Below are 18,617 nucleotides of genomic sequence, written 5' to 3'. Positions count from 1 at the left end.
AGCAAGGCGGTCGCTGGGATCTTTACAATTTTAGTTTGCTTCTGCTGATAAAACAGCCCACCTTATTCTGGTTCTTTTAAATTTTTGAAAAAACGGAATCTAAATTGCTTAATCTAAATATTTGAAAATTGAATATAAGTGACAGTTTATTACTAACTCGACTATTACAAGAATAATCTTTAAAGACAATTTGGTATACTTAACAAGGATACCGGACAAAGCAATTGCTTCTATGCACTAAAATGGAAATTTTATGAAGAAAAAAGTAGCCGTTATTCACCCTGAGGCAGGGTTTTCATCCAGCGGCGGATCTCAGCTCAGTGCGTATGAAATGGCGGAACATCTTGCCGCATTTTTTGACGTAAAGCTTTTAAGCTCATCTAAATGTAGCGAGTACAGTGTAGTTATTCCCTGTATTCCCAGAGGGAAGGTGAAAAAAGCCCAGCGCAATAAAACCATTGATTGGTTGCTAACGCGCTTTGTTTCTAATCCATCTTTGCTTATCGAGTCGCTAACTAGCTTCCTAACATACACGCCATATTTAATTTTTAAGCGATGTGATGTCATTTACCCCAATAATGATTATGGGGGCTTGGCAGTAGCAGCAGTAATTAGAAAGCTATTCAAAACGCCTATTCTTTATACCGAAAGGGCAGGGATGGTATCGAACGGTAAAGTGTTACGTCGCAATTTAAAATTTAAGCCCGACTGCTTAGTGGTGTTTAACCAAGAAACCAAAGAATATGTTCATTCTATAGCACCAGAACAACGGGTGGAAATCATCCCAAACGGTGTGAATCTAGCTAAATTCAGCCCACAAGGCGAGAAATATGAGCATGGTTTACAGGGCAAAGTGTTGTTAACTGTGGGGGCGTTAAATAGGCAAAATCACAAGCGTATACATCTAGCCATCGAGGCAGTAAGCCAGCTGAACGATGTTTCATTGCTTATTTGTGGTGACGGCCCAGATGTACAGTACTTTAACGAACTTTGTATTCAAAAGTTAGGTTCACAACGCTTTAAAATCGTTAAAGTCGACTTCGCTGATATTCCTAATGTTTATCGTTCAGTAGATGCATTTACATTGCCATCTGAAGACGAGCCTTTTGGGCGAGTGTACCTAGAGGCAATGGCAAGTGGGTTACCTGTTGTAGCTACTGATGACTCCATGCGTAGAACACTAATAGGTAAAGCTGGGCTAGTTTGTGATGTTGAAAACATTGAAGAATACGCTGCTGCCATAGCCACTACATTATCAACCGACTGGGCCAATGCGCCGATAGAGCAAGCAGCCGATTTTAGTTGGGAGAGTGTGGCAGAACGCTATGCAGAGGTAATAAACAGCCTATAACGCTCTTGTGCTGATATAAAAAGTGCGCTGTAAATTTTGTCAACAGCGCACACAGTAGTTTAAACTATTCAAGCTACTTGCCGAACTTCCGACGAAGCCTGTCTTTTCCTAATATAACTTTTGCGGTGGCTACTAAGCCAGCTTCTCTTACAGACAATCCAATCCAGCCCAGCTTATTATTTTTCTTTCCAATTTGACTAAGAATTTGATTAGCAACACGGTCGTTATAAGCTTCTTTACCTAATAGCGCCTTATGTTTTTTAAATGCCTTAAGCCTTGGGAAGACTTTTTCTAGTGGCATATTGGCTACTTCGGTAGAAATGCTAAAGTGACCTCTGCGATAGAAATAAATATCTTTAGGTATGTTTCTGAAAACAGCGTCTTCTAACGTAATACGAACAAAGAAATCCCAATCCTGGCTGTTCTTTAGTTCTTCATCAAACATCAGCTTTTTAGCTAATGATGCCTTGCACGTAACACCACTCATTCCGCAGAATTTATTACCTTTTTTGATCACATCTGTAGTGATAACTTCAGTTTCGTTGATGTGAATTTTATCCGGTGTTTCAAGAAACCGATAGCCGCAAGTTACTGCATCGGCGTGTTGGTGCACTGCAATATGTTGTTCAAGATAGTCGTTGTCCCACACGTCATCGTCATCTAAGAAAGCAATAATATCTGATGTTGACTTAGATATACCTAAATTACGTGCCGCGTTAGCACCTGATGCCACTGGAACTTTAACGTAAGTAAATTGCTCACTTGGAAAGAGAGATAATACTTCTTCATAGCTTACTGACGAGCCATCATCAATAACGAACACTTCTTTTGGCATAACAGTTTGTTTCAATACTGCAGCGAGTGATTCCTTTAAGTAGTCGGGGCGATTGTGTGTTGTGATTACAACGGAAACTGTTTTCTGCATCTTTATTCCATGACGATTTTGAAGAGGTAATTAAAAAATGTTTTTATATTTCGCTTACTAAGACATATTAAGCAAAAAGCTAACCAAAAATGAGAATCTTTTTAGGTTACGTTATTTATATACGATAGTTAAAATAGCCAATTTCGGTTACAAGTACTTGAATTTTTCGAGTACCTTTTGCGCTCCTGCTTCGGTTAAGTGCCCATAATCAAATTGTGCGGGCACTCCATCCACCTGAGACAGGCATTCCGTTGGGCTGGAGCACATAGCTTTAAGCGTTGAAAAATATTTGGCACCTACTTTTGTCACTTCTCTATGAATTTTAGCGTCAATCTTTTCGACTTTGTGAAAGTTACTATTCTTGGAGATATCTGAAGAATCATCTGAGATTGCCAAAATTCTCGGTAGTGGTTGAAAATACTCTACGACTGGACCCATGACAATAACGTCTAATCCTCGAGAACCCAAAAGTTCGACACTTTGTATTAGTTTCGGGATATCTTTCTCTAGCCAACGTGCGGAAATAATAACTTTTGAGAATTTGTTCTTGAATAGAACGTCATCATATGCCCATTCTATTAACTCGACACAACGCTTTTCGCCAGAACTTCTTCTTGTCGGCTTACAACCACTAGCAGTAATTTGGCTGAGTGACTGACTGGGGGATACGGCTTTGTTAAGTGAAGAAAACCAATGTGCGGCGTGGCTATCACCAATTAATACAATATTTTCTTTACTGCTAGTAGATTGAAGACAACCATCTTTATCAAAATCTTCTACGCCATTTGACTTGGTCGTTAAAAAGCAAGTCTCTGCTCTAAAGTGAGGCGTTTCGTATGACAAATAGCTTTCAAGTTTTTTTTGCTCAGTTGAGAACAAAGAGTTATGTACTGGCTGAATTCTCCAAACTGTCAAAGTGAGTGCTAACGTTAATACAGCAGTTGTTAACCCTACATTGAGTGGGGTGCTTTTACCTCGCCTAAAACGCTCTTCTACCCAATAGTAGCCGATAGTACCAAGAGTTATAGAAATGCAAAGAATGTATAGCTTATGAAGTTGGGTTGCCTCTTGCTGCAATATCAACGGGTAAAAAATGATTACTGGCCAATGCCATAAGTAAAGGGAATACGATATATTGCCAAAGAACTTTGCAATGTGTATGGATGTCAATTTGTAAGTAATACTATTTGGTGTAGATAAGCCAAGAAACAAGGTTGTTGCTAGAGTTGGTATAATTACTTTTGTCCCTGGAAAATCATCGTGTCCCATAAATAAAATACAAGCTATTAAAGTGAAAAGGCTAAACGCATTGATAGCTTCTCGTACAACTGCATTAAGCGTAACGCGAGTTAAATAAATAGCCGCAAATCCCCCAGCTATAAACTGCCAAAAACGTGTAAATGGAGAAAAAAACGCAAAATTGATGTCCGTCTGTGACAATATCAAGCTCGCAAAAAAACTAGTAAAACCGATACTTATTAAGCCTATATATTTATACTTTTTAAATTTTGTGAAGCAGAATATCAATATGAATGGCATTACAGCGTAAAACTGTTCTTCCACAGAAAGTGACCAAGTATGTAATAACGGATTCCCTTGAAGTTCAGAGTCGAAATACCCTGATTTGGAATAAAAATAAAAGTTAGATAAGTAAAAAGAGGAGTACACTAAGCTACTAGCATAAGCCGAGAATTCGCTTGGGAGGAAATACACGAATGCGAAGAAAGAGGTAATCGTTACTACAACCATATATGCAGGAAACAGGCGCTTGAAACGCTTAGCATAGAAGTTAACTAAACTGAATTTGTGACTTTCGAGTTTCTGACAGATTTGGCCGATAATAAGATAGCCAGATATAACAAAAAATATATCGACACCGATAAAACCACCGATCAAATGTTTTGGGCTGATATGATAGATAACTACACTTAGTACCGCTAACGCGCGTAGACCCTGAATATCGGTCCGAAATTTTTTGTTTTCCATTTAAGTAACTCTATTAAACGACTACAAGCTTGAATTTTGACTAAAGACGATTTCTAAATATTTATTGTACTCTATGGAGTACCACGGTCGCATATGATTATCATCACGATAATAAAACCCCTTCTCAGTATTTCGAGTTTTACACAATCCGTCGTTACATAAATACTTGATGGGATCGATAACTTTGATGTCGCGTATATTTTTTAAAAGACCCAATGCTCTGACATGTTCAGAATACTTATTACGTACCGAAGTTGCAGAAATTACGTTAGGTAAATTATTACGAAGACTAATGATAGGATCGAATGCGAGCCCTTTTGGCTCTCCAGTTATAAGAAAAACTTCTGGTATAGAACGCTTTAAAGATGATAAAAAATCGTCAAACTCTTTGATTCTCAACTGTTTGCTGAGCTTTCGGTCTTCCCCTTCGTCAGGTAGGTATGAATCAAAATTGTAAAATGAAGTAAGAGCACGGTGAAATTTTACTTTATTGACCAGTTTTTGATAGTCTTGTAGATTACTGCAGGACCACTTTGGATTTATCATTGAAGGTGTAACAAAACATCCACTTCTCGTGAGAAAATAGATGTTAAACTCGTTATTTAAGCTTTCAACATAAGGATAGATTTGTTCTATGTGACTTGCGCCCATGACCAATATATTCTTATCAGAATTACCTTCAATAAACCTTACTTTCAAACCAGCGACTTCCATATTGGGTTCAGGATAATTCCAGTCCTCTTTAGCTTCTAAAGCCGATTTAACCAACATTTGTTCACTTGGTGGCAAACGTAGCAAAAGCCCGTTAGTATGAAAAATAGCCATGCCACTTAGAGCAACTACAATTGTGAATGGCAAGGGGCGTAAAAGCACTTTAAAATTGTCCAAGTGGTAATCTTTTAGCGTTTTAGATTCGATATAAGTAAAACTCAAAGCACCGAGTAAAACGGATAGTGGTATACCAACTACCCACCAATTCGGACCCAACTCAAAATAATATCCTGCCACAACTATGGGCCAATGCCATAAATAAATAGAGTAAGACCATTTCCCTAGTAAATGGGTAATGTTGTTGCTTACAAGTTTAGAGTTATTGTTAGCAATTAATACAATGGCCGCACCAACAATTGGCAATAGCGAAGCATATCCCGGCCAAGGTGTAGACGAAGTGAATATGAAGAAAGAGCTTATTATTAGAACGAAGCCGGTTAGTTGTAATGGATGTCTAAAACTATCTCTAATGTTAAAAGGGTAGAGAAACACTAACCCCCCAGCCAACATTTGCCATGCTCTAGTCGGTAGCAGAAAGTATGCTGCGCTACTCGACTTAACGGTCACGAAAGCAGAAAACAAGAAAGCTAGAATAGTTCCGCAAAGTATAACGAGCCTTAACTGTCGAAGCGAAAGAACTTTATTTAAGAAAACTAAAACCAAAGGGTAGATGAGATAAAATTGCCACTCTACCGAGAGGCTCCAAGTATGTAACAGCCATTTTTCATTTGATGAAGGGTTGAAATAGTTAGATTCCGACCAGTAAACCATGTTTGATACGAAAGATAAACTTGCTGCTGCGTGTTTGCCTAAGTTCAAATAGTCTATCGGATGAATGAAAAATAAACCGAACACCAAGAGGGCAAAGCAGAGAACAGATAAGGCTGGTATGATTCTTCTTACTCTAGCATTGTAAAATGATAGAATTGAGAAATTTTCTTTTTCCAAGCCTTTCACAACGATCATTGTCATAAGAAAGCCTGAAATAACAAAAAAGACATCTACACCTGCGAAGCCGCCAGGCAACCAACTGTGATTGAAGTGAAAAACGACTACTGAAGCAACTGCGATGGCACGCAATGCGTTGATATCTTCCCTAAATTTCATTTTATTTGTTTCTTATGCGGTTCGATACTGTTAAGGCCAGGTACGTAAGGTACTTTCGAATTACAATATTGTCTTATAAGAAACTTTGATAGTCGAGCTTTTTAGATGGCAGTATGATTAGCGTCTTCTAGCAGAATGGAGTATCAAACCGTCTTGACAGTAAAGAATCAAATTAAAAAGTTTTGCTTATCTACTTTCCTCCATAAAAGAAAAACGACAAACAAATAGAAGCTAAAAGTCATATTCGGCGAACTAACCTTAACCGTTTCCACGCTTGTTAAAGCAAATCTAACGGTAGAATCCACAGGATAAGTAACTCCCGTATTCTCGTCATCAATGCGCTTTACTAGTCTAAGTGAACCGCCACCTCTTTGGGTATCTGTATTGAGGTCGTTATCGAACCATGAAACTGGAGATGTGAAATCAGGCATTTCATCTCGCAATAAGGTGTCTTCATCAAATTGAAAAAAGTCATTAATCAAATCACGAAAGCCGAAACTGAGGTGCAACGTTTTTGCTAAGCTTCCATTTGAGAAGAGAGTAGTTTTTCTAGCGTAATCTTTAAGCGATATACCATCGCCAATGTAGCCATCGTCATAAGTTGGTCCATCGTACATTTCTAACATTTCCTCGGGGTAATATTCATCATATTCTTCTAAGTAAACCCCTTCGTTGTTTAGTTTAAAGAACATATCACCGAAACTAATACTAGATGTCATTGCTGGGCGGTCGTTATCATGTACAGACCACCAGTAATAGCTTGTCTCAAGTCTTCCCCGGATGGGCGCTGAAGTGTCTAACGTGAAAGAACCCGTTACCTGTTCACCCAGTAAGCTAAATGGATTAAAAAACTCTTGTGCCGAGTTTTCGACTTCTGAAACAAACCCGTTGAAGTTATAAGTTACAATTGCACTGTTTACCGAAAAGCTTGCGAAGATGAAAGCAATACTACTTAGCAGTTGACGATAGGAGATATTCATAAAGTAGCCTAAATGGTTGCTCAAAAAATATACTTTAGTCTACTAGTAAATACGTTGCTAGAACTTCTTTGTTATATCGCACGTGTTTCAAATAAAGTTGTAAGTTCTACCGTCGCCAGTTTAAAACCCACAAAATTTCGCCATTATCAGCTATATAGGGTAGCGGTAATGTCTGTCACTCGTGTAAACTACCGCTTTTATTTCAGGCAAGCCTTAGCGCACAGAATAATTCTTCCTATGCTTTGGCCATGCAGTCATCATGTAAATTGAGGAAAACATGGAGCTTGACGCTATTATCAATCAGGCACAAAGCCAGATTGACGCTGCACAAGATGCAGCCACATTAGACCAAGTTAGGGTCGAATTCATGGGTAAGAAAGGTAAACTTACCGACTTACTTAAAGGGCTTGGAAAGTTATCGAACGAAGAACGTCCTGCCGCGGGCCAAAAGATTAACCAAGCTAAGCAGGTTATTCAGCAAGCTATTTCTGCAAAAGGTGAGTTTTTACGCACTGAAGAGCTTAACAAAAAGCTAGCCGAAGAAGCCATTGATGTAACTTTGCCTGGTCGCACAGAAAAGCCAGGTAACTTGCACCCGGTTAGCCGCACAATTGCGCGTATTGAATCTTTCTTTGGTGAGCTTGGTTTTTCAGTTAAGACCGGCCCTGAAATTGAAGATGGTTTTCACAATTTCGACGCACTGAACATTCCTGCGAATCACCCAGCGCGTGCCGATCACGATACCTTTTATTTTAACCCAGACATGATGCTTCGTACGCAAACCTCTGGTGTTCAAATTCGTACTATGGAAGCGGAAAAGCCGCCATTGCGTATTATCTCGCCAGGGCGCGTGTATCGTAACGACTACGATCAAACTCACACGCCAATGTTCCACCAGGTGGAAGGTTTGATGGTTGATAAGAACGTTAGCTTTACCGACCTTAAAGGTATTTTGCACGACTTCTTACATCACTTCTTTGAAGAGTCGCTAGAAATTCGCTTCCGTCCGTCTTACTTCCCGTTTACCGAGCCTTCAGCTGAAGTAGACGTGATGGGTAAAAACGGCCAGTGGCTTGAAGTGCTAGGCTGTGGCATGGTGCACCCAAATGTACTTAAAGCTGTGGGTATCGACCCAGAAGAGTACACAGGTTTTGCCTTTGGTATGGGCGTAGAGCGCTTAACTATGCTTCGTTACGGTGTTAACGACTTGCGCGCGTTCTTTGAAAACGATCTTCGTTTCCTTAAGCAGTTCAACTAAGGCAGAGAGTACACATGAAATTCAGTGAAAAATGGTTAAGAGAGTGGGTTAACCCGTCGCTGTCGGCACATGAGCTGTCTGAACAGTTGAGCATGGCTGGCCTAGAAGTAGACGGCGTTGAGCCAGTAGCAGGCGATTTTAAAGGCGTGTTAGTAGGTGAAGTAGTTGAGTGCGGTCAGCACCCGAATGCCGATAAACTGCGCGTAACTAAAATTAACGTAGGTGGCGATGAACTACTAGATATCGTTTGTGGTGCACCTAACTGTCGTCAGGGCATTAAAGTAGCGGTAGCGGTTGTTGGTGCTGTATTGCCAGGCGATTTTAAAATTAAGAAAGCGAAGCTTCGCGGCGAGCCGTCATTCGGTATGCTATGTAGTTTCTCTGAGCTAGGTATTAGCGACGACCACGACGGTATTATCGAGCTTCCAGCCGATGCACCTATTGGCGCAGACATTCGCGATTACCTTGGTCTTGATGACAACGCTATTGAAGTAGATCTAACACCAAACCGTGCAGATTGTTTGGGTATTCGCGGTATTGCCCGTGAAGTAGGCGTGCTTAATAACCTTGACGTGTGCGAGCCTGAAGTAGCTGCGGTAGACGCAACTATTGATGACAAATTATCAATTACGCTAAGTGCGGATGACGCATGCCCACGTTATTTAGGCCGTGTAGTTAAAGGCGTAAATGTTAAAGCAGCATCGCCACTGTGGTTAGTTGAAAAGCTTCGTCGTTGCGGTATTCGCAGTATCGACCCCATTGTAGATGTGACTAACTTTGTATTGCTAGAGCTTGGCCAGCCAATGCACGCGTTTAACCTTGCCAGCATTGAAGGCAACATTAACGTACGTATGGCGAATGAAGGCGAAGCCCTTACGCTACTTGATGAAACCGAAGCTAAGCTGCAAAGCAATACGTTAGTTATTGCTGATGACAACAAAGCGCTAGCCATAGCGGGTATTTTCGGTGGCCTACACTCTGGTGTAACTACTGAAACCCAAGACATTTTGCTTGAAAGTGCATTCTTTAGCCGTGATGCCATTATGGGCCGTGCCCGTCAGTACGGTTTGCATACCGATGCCTCACACCGCTATGAGCGTGGTGTAGACCCGCTACTTCAGCGTAAAGCCATGGAACGTGCTACTGCACTAGTACTTGAAATTTGTGGTGGTGAAGCTGGCCCTGTTGTTGAAGCTGTGGCTGAAGACAAGCTACCTAAGCAGGCAACGGTTACGCTTCGTCGTGAACGTTTAGCTCGTGTACTAGGCATTAGCATTGATGATGAGAAAGTAACGGAAATGCTTAATCGCCTTGGTTTAGACGTAACTCAGACCGAAGCAGGCTGGGAAGCGGTTGCGCCAAGCTATCGTTTCGATATTTCAATTGAAGAAGATTTGATTGAAGAAATTGCCCGCGTTTACGGCTACAACAACATTCCAAACGTGGCGCCAAAAGCTACGCTGGCAATGCTACCTTCGCAAGAAGCTAAGTTGCCGCTAAACACTATGAAGTCGTTGCTTCTTAGCCGTGGCTACAATGAAGCGATTACTTACTCGTTTGTTGACCCTAAAATTCAAAACGCATTATTCCCAGACGTGAAAGGCATGGTGTTACCACACCCAATTTCATCTGATATGTCGGTAATGCGCGTAAGTTTATGGCCGGGTTTGCTAGGTGCTACTGCTTATAATCAGAAGCGTCAGCAACAACGTGTTCGCATGTTTGAAACCGGATTACGCTTTATTCCTCAACAAGATGCGCCTAATGGTGTATTGCAACAGCAAGTAATTGGTGGTGTAGTAGCAGGGCGTCGTAATGAAGAACATTGGGACTTGGGCGACAGCCCGGTTGATTTCTTCGATGCGAAAGCTGACGTTGAGGCGTTGTTGGCACTTACCGGTAAAACCGGTGAGTTCCAGTTCGTTACAGGGCAACATAGTGCGTTGCACCCTGGTATGACGGCAAAAATTTTGCTTAATGATGAAGAAGTTGGCTATATTGGTGCTATACACCCGCAGTTTACTAAATTGCTTGGTGTTAACGGCCGCGTATTTGTGTTCGAACTAGTGGTAGATGCCATTACCGATCGCAAATTACCGTCAGCCGTACCAGTATCGCGCTTCCCATCGAATCGCCGTGATATTGCTATTACGGTTAAAGATGAAGTGCGTGTAGGAAATGTGCTTTCTTACATAGAAAATATTGGCGTAAATCAACTAGTTGCTCTAAACTTGTTCGATGAGTACAAAGGCAAGGGAATTGAGCCTGGCTATAAGAGCCTTGCTTTGTCACTTCATTTACAAGATCCGGATAAAACCTTGGAAGAAGCTGAGATTCAGCAAGCTGTAGATACTGTGGTTAAAGGTCTGGAATCTGAGTTTGGGGCCGCGTTAAGAGAGTAAACTATGGCATTGACCAAAGCCGAGATGGCTGAACACCTATTCGAGAAACTAGGCATTAACAAGCGTGATGCGAAGGATCTGGTAGAGCTTTTTTTCGAAGAGATTAAAGGCGCTCTGGAATCTGGTGAGCAAGTAAAACTGTCGGGTTTTGGTAACTTTGACTTGCGTGATAAAAACGAACGTCCTGGCCGTAATCCTAAAACCGGTGAAGACATTCCAATTAAAGCGCGCCGCGTGGTTACATTCCGCCCGGGTCAAAAACTGAAAAGCCGAGTTGAAAACTCAGAGCCTGTCGACCAATAATCTTTAGGTCGTTACAATACTGAAAAAGAGCGAGATCTCTCGCTCTTTTTGTATTGCTTCTTTTTTACAGTGCACCCGCACTGATTTCTATATGCATGTCTTTGGAGGAAAGTGTGAAAAAAGCACTTGTCGTTCTTGCTATTATTATTGCCGCTATCTTCGCTTGGTTCGCTTATTTGTCGCTAGATGCAGACAATCGAGACCAGACCGCAGCACAAGTTCCGCTTATTACAGTGATGGAAATTCTTCACGCCAGCGATTTGCAGGCAGGCGTAAAGCAAGCTGTTAAAGAGGGCAATGCCGAAGCTGTAGATTCATGGATGGCTCAAGCCCGTGAAGTGGGGCAGGCCGCTAATTTATCTTCAGAGGATATGGATTACCTTAATTCAGAGACAGCCAAAGACTACGTGGTATTTAATGCTAAACGTCAGTTGTATAACGAAGCCTTTGAAGCGCGCTATTATGCCTTAGAAGACGTTGAATCGCTGAAGGCGGAATATCCTGAAGCTAAAGATCTATTCCCTCGCACTGATGCGTTGATTAAAAAGCGCGATGACATTATTCAGCAAATTGCTGTAGCTATTTCGGGCAACGAACAGCCTGACGAAACAGCGCTTGAAGAAGCGCGAAAGCAGTGGTTAGCGCAGGCGGGTAATTAGGTAGTCGTAAATTTACCAACCAAGATGGCTATTTATTAGCATTCATCATTGAGGAAAAGTTATGAAAATTTTCAAAGTAGGCGAGTCGCAAAAAGCGGCATGTAACAAGTGTCAATCATTTGAAAATGCGAAATTTCGATTAAGAGATGTTCCTTTCAGTGATGGTACGGGTGTGGTTAAAAAGGTTTTGGTTGGCGTATGTGATAAGTGTGACAGCGTTATCGTGTTACCACATCAATCCACACCTGTAATGGAACAACAATATGAGTCAAGCAACCGAAATATCAGCAAATTGAGCACCGGTCAGCGAAGCTAAATCGGCAGGGGAAAGGGCCACTTCTAACCCTCGCTTTCCCGCACTTACGTGCATAGTTTGCAGATTTTCAGCGCTTTTATGAATAACGCTTGCTAAGCGCTTTTTTTGCCCTAAAGGACTTACCCCACCTAACACATAGCCTGTGGCAACCATTACCGCGTTTGCCTGCGCCATTTCTACCTTTTTCACACCTAATGCTTTCGCCATTTTCTTTTCGCTTAGCTTGGTGTTTACCGGTACTACAGCAACAGCCAGTTTGTTGGTGTCTGTACTCACCACTAAGGTTTTAAATACAGTATCGGCGTCTAGGTTTAGCTTTTCGACCGCTTCTAGCCCATAGGATGCTGCATTTGCATCGTGGTCATACTTTAATACCTTATGGGCTATACGCTTTTTGGTAAGTAGTGTGATTGCAGGTGTCATTCAACCTCTTTTTTATAGAATGTTCGACTGTGTATAGGTTCGCCGGGTAGTAGGGGCGTTGCCGCATGGGTGGCATAGTCGTTAAAACCTGCTGTAAAAAAATCTGACAGCGGGTGTCCGCTCTGCCCACCAGGTAAGGTTAAAATGGCATCTTCTAAATGACCAGGGCTCACAAAGAATCGCTCAGAAGCACCAAAGCTAGGCGCTTGAACCGCAGGCATGTAGGTATCGCCAAAGCCTTCTACTTGCTGCATATTTAACATGCTTCCTACTAATGGAATTTGACTAGCGAAAGGGTGCTCTACAGATAAAGCGTTGACCTTACCCCAGGCTAAGGTTTCCATGTTAGCTTCTACCGGAGAATACTTATCTAATAATTTGTGTTTGGCTCGGCGGTAAGCATCTACCAATAACTCGTCGAAACTTTCAGTGTCGGTAGGCAGCCAGGAACCAGGCTGGCTATGAATAAGCTGCCAAGTGGCAGGCTCAATACCCCTAAGCAGAGTACGGCTGTTTACACCTTGTTGGTCTAAGTGAGAAAGCATGCCACCAAACAGTGTTTGTATTACCTCGCGCCTAAAATGCTTAACTAGGGTGTAGCCCACTGAATCTTCACATGCGCATTCTTTCCACGCGTTTAAATAAGCAAGGTCTGGTTTGAACTCAATGTCTTGCATGTTAAGCAAGCCGTACAATAGGTGCTGCCATGGAATGAGGAAGCGGGCGTGATTATCTAGCTGAATAGCGTAAAAGTCGGTTTCACTGAAGGTGTCTTTTTCGAAAAGCCTGTCTCTTATTTGTTGCCCGCGAGCGCCAAGGGCATAGCCACCGTCGCCCCAGACTTTGAAGTCGTCAGATGATATTACCCTGGCATTGGCTGTCCATATTCTTCCCATTTCAGGGTTTAATAACATTGGAAGTTGTGTAGCGCGCTTTGGTTCTATTGCATCTTGCTGTTTTATAGCGGTGAACGACGCCGTTTGCCTATCCATAACCGCGCCGCCAGGAAGCCACGCAGCGTTGCCAGTTTCATCTACAACAACTAAGTTCTGTGTAGGAATGGCAATGCGCTTGCCTATAGTAATCGCTTTTTGAACATTTTTTGCGGCGCCAAAATTTATGATACCCAAATTAGCAGCAAAGGGATGATGCGCGACCCAGTTCAGCGCGTACCGTTTGCCGTTGAGTTCTTTTACCGGGCCGTATTCGCTTACTTCAAATGTGTATTCATGTTCGCCATCGGGCAGGGGAATACGCTCTGTTACAGTATCGGTAGGCGTTGTTTCCTCTAATTCAATCCAGTCCACATTATCTAGATTTGCGTTAGTGAAACCCCACGCAATATGACCGTTGGTACCCACCACTATTCCAGGAATGCCTGGTAAAGAAACACCAGTTACCTGCACCTTGTTACCCGATTCTTGGTAGTTAAGCTGGGCGCGATACCAAATAATGGGCACACGCAAACCCAGGTGCATATCGTTCGCTAAAAGGCCTCCACCTGTTGCTGTGTAGTTTCCTGTAACCGCCCAATTGTTACTGCCAATGTCGGGAAGCTCAGTGCCGTTATATTGGGCACGAGCAATAGCAGTGTTGTTGTTTTTATCTGGTGTAGGTTTAGATGTGCCATATTTATTGTGTGAAAATTCGATAGATGCAGAATCTTCACTTTGATTGTCGCTTATAGGCTCAACGGTTTTGATTTCCGAGCGCTGTTCAGCGGGCTCGTCAATACTACTAGCTGGTGCAGTGGTATCTGTACGAAGGGTAGCAGGGTAGTCTGGTATTTCAGCCTCAAGTAACGGGATTTCGCTGGCGTCTAACGCTGCTTGATAGTTACTTGGCTGGGTAATAAAGCTATATATATCATTTCCGAAAATTGAAAGTAGTGCTTCTCTCGCTAAATCTAGTTCTACTTGCGTACCTTGTAAGTCTAAATACATACTGTAAATAACTAGAATACTGTCGGTGGGTTGCCATTGCTTTATTTCAACGCCTGCGGCCAGGTATTCAAACGGCGGTAAGGTGTATTCATCTAGTGCGTCATTAACACCGTGAGCATAGCGTACTAACAATTCCTGTTGTGTTGAAGGCAGGTTCTTGAATACGGCTTTTGCTCGTTTTTCGAATTGGTGAAAGCGGGCGTTCTTATCAATGTCTAGGGCTACATCGCCCACCCATTGCGACAAACTTCCCGAAGCAGCGCGACGTTGTAAGTCCATTTGAAAGAACCGGTCTTGTGCGTGAGCAAAACCTAAAGCGTAGGCAGCATCGAAAATGTCGTCGGCGTTAACGACGGCATGACCTAAGCTGTCGCGGCTTAACTTGGTGGGTGCGTTTACGTGATAGGTGGCACTATTGCCATCAAGTGCGGGTAAGCTTAGCCGAAGCAATATATAAAGTCCCAAAGCCGCTATTAGAAGCAGTGTTAAAACACTTAAAACCAACCACTTGAACCAATTTATCACGTGTAAAACTCCCTATTTTTCTCTATCCTAACCACAGAACTAGCAAAATTGAAGTGATGTTTTATGACACATACAAAGGCGGTGCTGTGGGACCATTAATGTTGGATTGTCAGGCTGAAGAACTTGCGCCTGAAGAAAAGGAAAAGTTAGCCCATCCTGTTGTGGGTGGCGTAATTTTATTTAGTCGTAATTATCATGACAAACGCCAGCTTTCTGCGCTTGTTCAGGATATAAGACGCTATGCCAAACGCCCTATACTGATAGCGGTTGATCACGAAGGGGGCCGAGTTCAGCGCTTCCGCGAGGGCTTTACCGCTATACCTGCAATGGGCAGTATTTTAAAGCAGTCGGAACATCAGGATGAAAGTGCAGCGTATGCTAAGGCGTGCGGGCTAGTATTGGCACATGAACTTAAAATCTTAGATATTGATTTTAGTTTTGCGCCTGTGCTTGATATTAACGGTGTATCGCAAGTTATTGGCGATAGAGCATTTGCTGATAATGCGAACGAGGTGATACGTCTTGCTACCCACCTTATACAAGGGCTAAAAACCGTCAATATGCCCGCTATTGGAAAGCATTTCCCTGGGCACGGCAGTGTTGCCCCTGACTCACATATCGCATTACCGGTAGATGAGCGTGATTTCGATGAGATAAGAAGCACTGATATGGTGGTATTTGAACGATTAATACAGCGCGCAATGCTTGATGGCGTTATGCCTGCCCACGTTATATTTAATCAGGTGTGCGATAAACCAGCAGGGTTTTCACCAAAATGGCTACAAGATGTGCTTAAGCGTGATTTGGGCTTTGGTGGCGCTGTATTTTCTGATGATTTGTCTATGCATGGCGCAAGTGTTGCCGGAAGCTATGTGGAGCGCGCTGAAGCTGCACTAGATGCTGGCTGCGACATGGTACTTGCTTGCAATAACCCCGAAGGGGCCGAAAATATTTTGGATGGATTAGAAACACGCTTTTCTAACTTAAGTGAGGGCGATTCACAGAAGCAAGAGCGGATTATGGCGCTTTACGGGCGGGTTATGCCTGCAGGGCTAAATGATAAGTACGACAGTGCCGTTGAGTTAGTAAAGCAATTAAGCGAACGGTAGGTTTTTTAACCCTACCGTTTTGCTCGCCAGTTGTTCTTGCTGGTTTTCTCGATGTGCTTTTGCTTGCTCTTTCACTGGTTTTGCCGACGACTACTCCCTTAGGTTAGTCGTTGGCAAATTAAGAATTGGCTCTTTATACCGCGGTTTCTTCTACCCCGGCTTCTACATTCATAAAGCGCGCAAAGGTGAAAAGGAAATCACTTAAGCGGTTCAAATACGCGTGTACTACTTCGGGTACGTCGTAGTGTTTAGAAAGGCTGATAACAGCGCGTTCAGCACGGCGGCACACGGCTCGGCATACATGAGCCTGGGCTGCCGCTTTACATCCGCCGGGCAGTACGAATGAATTATTGGGCGGCATTTTACTAGTAATGGTGTCTATTAGGCTTTCTAAACTTTCAACGTCGTCTTGCTTTAATGTAGAGCTTGCAGAGATGGCAAAGCCAGCTTGGAACAGGTTACGCTGAATATCGTGCAGCATTGGCTTATGTTCGTTAGCAACATAAGCGGCTAGCAAACCAATGTGACTATTAAGTTCGTCCATGTCACCGTAGCTTTGTACTACCAAATCGTCTTTATCAACACGTACGGCTTTGTCGGCATAAATCTGCGTACTGCCTTTATCGCCAGTGCGAGTGTAAATTTTCATAAAAACCTTATTTTCTTAACTCATTTCTCGTTCTGCTTTTACGCGCTAAGCCATTAAATGCTGCAAACTAGCAACTAGCAACTAGCAACTAGCAACTCGCAACTAGCAACTAGCTGAACGCGCCAATACTGCAGCTGGCGCGACAAACGCTACTCGCTGACGTTAGGGCGGTTGTAACGGCGAACCTGAACTATAAACCCGAATAAAGGGTGGTCGAAGTAGTGTAGCTGAGTACTGATCACTCGGCGCTGCTCGGCTAACGGAATCGATACCAACTTGTATTCGGTTGGGGTTGCTTGATCGGCTGATGCAGCGTTACTTTCTTCACTGCTAAAGTAGCTTAGCGGCACTGGTTGGCGATAAAACATTTCACCATCTACATGAAGATACGGTACGCGATTTATGTATTTAAGAAATACCTTTATTGTGCCGTCGATCTCCCAAATGGGTGTTCTTAACGCTGCGTCTGATCCGTTATCTTCGTCTTGTTGCACAATCATAGCAGTATCTAGCGCTTTAAGCGCTTCATACTTTATAGCTTGTGGGTTTGAAAGCCGGCGGTCTAAGTCAGCAAAAATATCAGACACGCTAGCTAACTCACCATCACCTAACGATGAAGTATTGTATGTGCTATTCGCATCTTCGCTTGTGCTTACGGGGCTAAATGCGTCGTCGTTTGGCGTATTTGATGTGTTATTAGCGCTTAAACCTGCGGTTGCACCATATCCAAATTCCGACTTGCCATTTTGCGATTGGCCAATATCAGCGGTGGGCTGCACTTGCTCTCGCATATCGCCGTTTAAATCGAACTGCTGTGCATAGTTTTGACCGCCATATAGGCGCACATCAAAAGCCTTATTTTTGCCAAACATAACGGGTTGACGCCAGGTAGCATGAAATAAGCGTTCTAACTGTCGGTTCGAGCGAATTTGACGCGAGATAGATGATAGCGCTTGTTGCTCACTAGTAAGCAGGTGAGCTTTTGAGGCTAGTGGCCAGTCGTGCCCTTCAACAACAATGGGTAAACTTGCAGGGGCAGGGAGCCTGTTGTCTGGCTTGTTTACCTTCCATACTATGGCCGGCTTCAGTGCAGACTGAATTGCACGGGTTTTGTCTGAATTCGCGCTTGTCATTGCCTCATTGTTCACGTCGCTCTCTGTCGAGGCCATAACGTTTAGTACAGTGGTAATTTCTGCGCTAAGCCAAGGTTTTGCTTCTTCGCAAAACTTAAAGGCTGGTACAGTAACGGGCGTTGTTTGTTTTACACCAAAAAACCATGTCCAGTAGCTAGCAATTGTTGCTGCATCTGGTGCGTTACCTGCGGTCTCGGCATATGAATAATCTGTGTTGCTGGTATACCCAGTTGATGAATAAACTGCGTTATCTTGGCTTTTGTTAAACGCCGTTTCTCTTTGATTATTTACACCTGAAGTGCGAGACGAGACGCCTGCCGCCACGCTTGAAGCATCATTGTAGGCTCTGCTTGTTGCGTCAGAGTGCGATACACCCTGTGTATCATTGTTATAGGCGCCCTTACTCTTAACGCTATTTTGTGTGCTAGATGGGGTAGCTAGCGATAAAAAATCTACATCTTTTGAAGGAATATCAAAAAGGGTTTTGTTAGGCCATTTTATTGTAGAGTCTGCACCGCAAACGGCTAAGCCTTGCTTTAAATAGCTAATGTCGGGTGCAATTACATCGCTGATGATGTCTGCCTGAGCGCGAGGGGCGTTTAAGTTGTCGGCTAGCGAAAACTGCTCTTCTAATTCAGACAGTGCCACGTTGCGCTTAAACGCAATCACTTCCACATCGAACCACCAGTTATCGTTGGCATAAGCTGTGGTCGAAATTGTAGTTAAAAATACGGCGCTAATTGATGCGACTAACGGGCACCAGCGAGATAACTTCAT

Annotated in this window: 15 protein-coding genes; 7 read left to right on the top strand and 8 right to left on the bottom strand. The window is 43.0% G+C overall.

Translation table 11 applies throughout. The annotated features are described in order from the left end of the window. Nucleotides 1-253 precede the first annotated feature (253 nt). Nucleotides 254-1,351, top strand: coding sequence for a glycosyltransferase (locus ACXACS_RS13910; protein WP_474807414.1), 1,098 nt, complete (start codon nt 254-256; stop codon nt 1,349-1,351). A 73-nt stretch (nt 1,352-1,424) separates the two neighbouring features. On the opposite strand, the gene ACXACS_RS13905 is transcribed toward ACXACS_RS13910, so the two are convergent. From ACXACS_RS13905 to ACXACS_RS13890, 4 genes are all read right to left on the bottom strand, one after another. Then, on the bottom strand, nt 1,425-2,276 hold the full coding sequence (locus ACXACS_RS13905) for a glycosyltransferase (RefSeq protein WP_474807412.1): 852 nt from the start codon (nt 2,274-2,276) through the stop codon (nt 1,425-1,427). Between the two features lie 147 nt (nt 2,277-2,423). Then, nucleotides 2,424-4,262, bottom strand: coding sequence for an acyltransferase family protein (locus ACXACS_RS13900; RefSeq protein ID WP_474807410.1), 1,839 nt, complete (start codon nt 4,260-4,262; stop codon nt 2,424-2,426). A gap of 21 nt (nt 4,263-4,283) precedes the next feature. Further along, nucleotides 4,284-6,140 carry an acyltransferase family protein gene (locus tag ACXACS_RS13895; RefSeq protein WP_474807408.1) on the bottom strand — a complete coding sequence of 619 codons (1,857 nt, stop codon included), beginning with the start codon at nt 6,138-6,140 and terminating at the stop codon, nt 4,284-4,286. Between the two features lie 167 nt (nt 6,141-6,307). Beyond that, complete coding sequence (locus ACXACS_RS13890) at nt 6,308-7,120, bottom strand: hypothetical protein (RefSeq protein ID WP_474807406.1); 813 nt, start codon at nt 7,118-7,120, stop codon at nt 6,308-6,310. Between the two features lie 277 nt (nt 7,121-7,397). On the opposite strand from ACXACS_RS13890, the gene pheS reads away from it, so the two are divergent. The 5 genes from pheS to ACXACS_RS13865 all read left to right on the top strand — a co-directional run bounded on the left by pheS (nt 7,398) and on the right by ACXACS_RS13865 (nt 12,058). Then, nucleotides 7,398-8,378: a phenylalanine--tRNA ligase subunit alpha gene (gene pheS, locus ACXACS_RS13885; RefSeq protein ID WP_015066912.1), complete on the top strand. Its 981-nt coding sequence runs from the start codon at nt 7,398-7,400 to the stop codon at nt 8,376-8,378. Nucleotides 8,379-8,392: 14 nt separating this feature from the next. After that, on the top strand, nt 8,393-10,780 hold the full coding sequence (gene pheT, locus ACXACS_RS13880; RefSeq protein WP_474807404.1) for a phenylalanine--tRNA ligase subunit beta: 2,388 nt from the start codon (nt 8,393-8,395) through the stop codon (nt 10,778-10,780). Between the two features lie 3 nt (nt 10,781-10,783). Then, a complete protein-coding gene (gene ihfA / locus ACXACS_RS13875; protein WP_012518129.1) occupies nt 10,784-11,083 on the top strand; it encodes an integration host factor subunit alpha in 300 nt (99 codons plus the stop codon). 113 nt (nt 11,084-11,196) lie between these two features. Continuing rightward, complete coding sequence (locus ACXACS_RS13870; RefSeq protein WP_474807401.1) at nt 11,197-11,742, top strand: hypothetical protein; 546 nt, start codon at nt 11,197-11,199, stop codon at nt 11,740-11,742. A gap of 61 nt (nt 11,743-11,803) precedes the next feature. After that, entirely contained in the window at nt 11,804-12,058 is a 255-nt protein-coding gene (locus ACXACS_RS13865) for a hypothetical protein (RefSeq protein ID WP_474807399.1), read from the top strand. Here ACXACS_RS13865 and ybaK read toward each other — a convergent pair. After that, the gene (ybaK, locus tag ACXACS_RS13860; RefSeq protein ID WP_474807397.1) at nt 12,011-12,481 is read right to left on the bottom strand and encodes a Cys-tRNA(Pro) deacylase; all 471 of its coding nucleotides are present in this window, start codon (nt 12,479-12,481) and stop codon (nt 12,011-12,013) included. The genes ACXACS_RS13865 and ybaK overlap by 48 nt on opposite strands. Then, entirely contained in the window at nt 12,478-14,949 is a 2,472-nt protein-coding gene (locus ACXACS_RS13855; protein WP_474807395.1) for a penicillin acylase family protein, read from the bottom strand. The genes ybaK and ACXACS_RS13855 overlap by 4 nt, the downstream gene beginning before the upstream one ends. Before the next feature lie 98 nt (nt 14,950-15,047). Here ACXACS_RS13855 and nagZ point away from each other — a divergent pair, with 98 nt between their 5' ends. After that, nucleotides 15,048-16,058 (top strand): beta-N-acetylhexosaminidase, encoded by a 1,011-nt coding sequence (gene nagZ, locus ACXACS_RS13850; RefSeq protein WP_474809279.1) that lies wholly within the window; start codon nt 15,048-15,050, stop codon nt 16,056-16,058. 133 nt (nt 16,059-16,191) lie between these two features. Here nagZ and ACXACS_RS13845 read toward each other — a convergent pair whose 3' ends face one another. Both ACXACS_RS13845 and ACXACS_RS13840 read right to left on the bottom strand, forming a co-directional pair. Then, nucleotides 16,192-16,707 (bottom strand): cob(I)yrinic acid a,c-diamide adenosyltransferase, encoded by a 516-nt coding sequence (locus ACXACS_RS13845; protein WP_474807393.1) that lies wholly within the window; start codon nt 16,705-16,707, stop codon nt 16,192-16,194. A gap of 149 nt (nt 16,708-16,856) precedes the next feature. Beyond that, nucleotides 16,857-18,617 carry a CsiV family protein gene (locus ACXACS_RS13840; RefSeq protein WP_474807391.1) on the bottom strand — a complete coding sequence of 587 codons (1,761 nt, stop codon included), beginning with the start codon at nt 18,615-18,617 and terminating at the stop codon, nt 16,857-16,859.

The sequence above is a fragment of the Alteromonas sp. AWM4_230 genome (genome assembly GCF_056158305.1).
The sequence above is the reverse complement of the archived record's forward strand: the minus strand, read 5'-3'. Positions and strand labels throughout refer to the sequence as shown.

Coding starts and splice junctions, on each gene's coding strand:
- ACXACS_RS13895 (WP_474807408.1), bottom strand. CDS start 6,140: ATGAAATTTAGGGAAGATATCAACGCATTGCGTGCCATCGCAGTTGCT.
- ACXACS_RS13845 (WP_474807393.1), bottom strand. CDS start 16,707: ATGAAAATTTACACTCGCACTGGCGATAAAGGCAGTACGCAGATTTAT.
- ACXACS_RS13910 (WP_474807414.1), top strand. CDS start 254: ATGAAGAAAAAAGTAGCCGTTATTCACCCTGAGGCAGGGTTTTCATCC.
- ybaK (WP_474807397.1), bottom strand. CDS start 12,481: ATGACACCTGCAATCACACTACTTACCAAAAAGCGTATAGCCCATAAG.
- ACXACS_RS13905 (WP_474807412.1), bottom strand. CDS start 2,276: ATGCAGAAAACAGTTTCCGTTGTAATCACAACACACAATCGCCCCGAC.
- pheT (WP_474807404.1), top strand. CDS start 8,393: ATGAAATTCAGTGAAAAATGGTTAAGAGAGTGGGTTAACCCGTCGCTG.
- ACXACS_RS13865 (WP_474807399.1), top strand. CDS start 11,804: ATGAAAATTTTCAAAGTAGGCGAGTCGCAAAAAGCGGCATGTAACAAG.
- ihfA (WP_012518129.1), top strand. CDS start 10,784: ATGGCATTGACCAAAGCCGAGATGGCTGAACACCTATTCGAGAAACTA.
- ACXACS_RS13890 (WP_474807406.1), bottom strand. CDS start 7,120: ATGAATATCTCCTATCGTCAACTGCTAAGTAGTATTGCTTTCATCTTC.
- pheS (WP_015066912.1), top strand. CDS start 7,398: ATGGAGCTTGACGCTATTATCAATCAGGCACAAAGCCAGATTGACGCT.
- ACXACS_RS13900 (WP_474807410.1), bottom strand. CDS start 4,262: ATGGAAAACAAAAAATTTCGGACCGATATTCAGGGTCTACGCGCGTTA.
- ACXACS_RS13840 (WP_474807391.1), bottom strand. CDS start 18,617: ATGAAGTTATCTCGCTGGTGCCCGTTAGTCGCATCAATTAGCGCCGTA.
- nagZ (WP_474809279.1), top strand. CDS start 15,048: ATGTTGGATTGTCAGGCTGAAGAACTTGCGCCTGAAGAAAAGGAAAAG.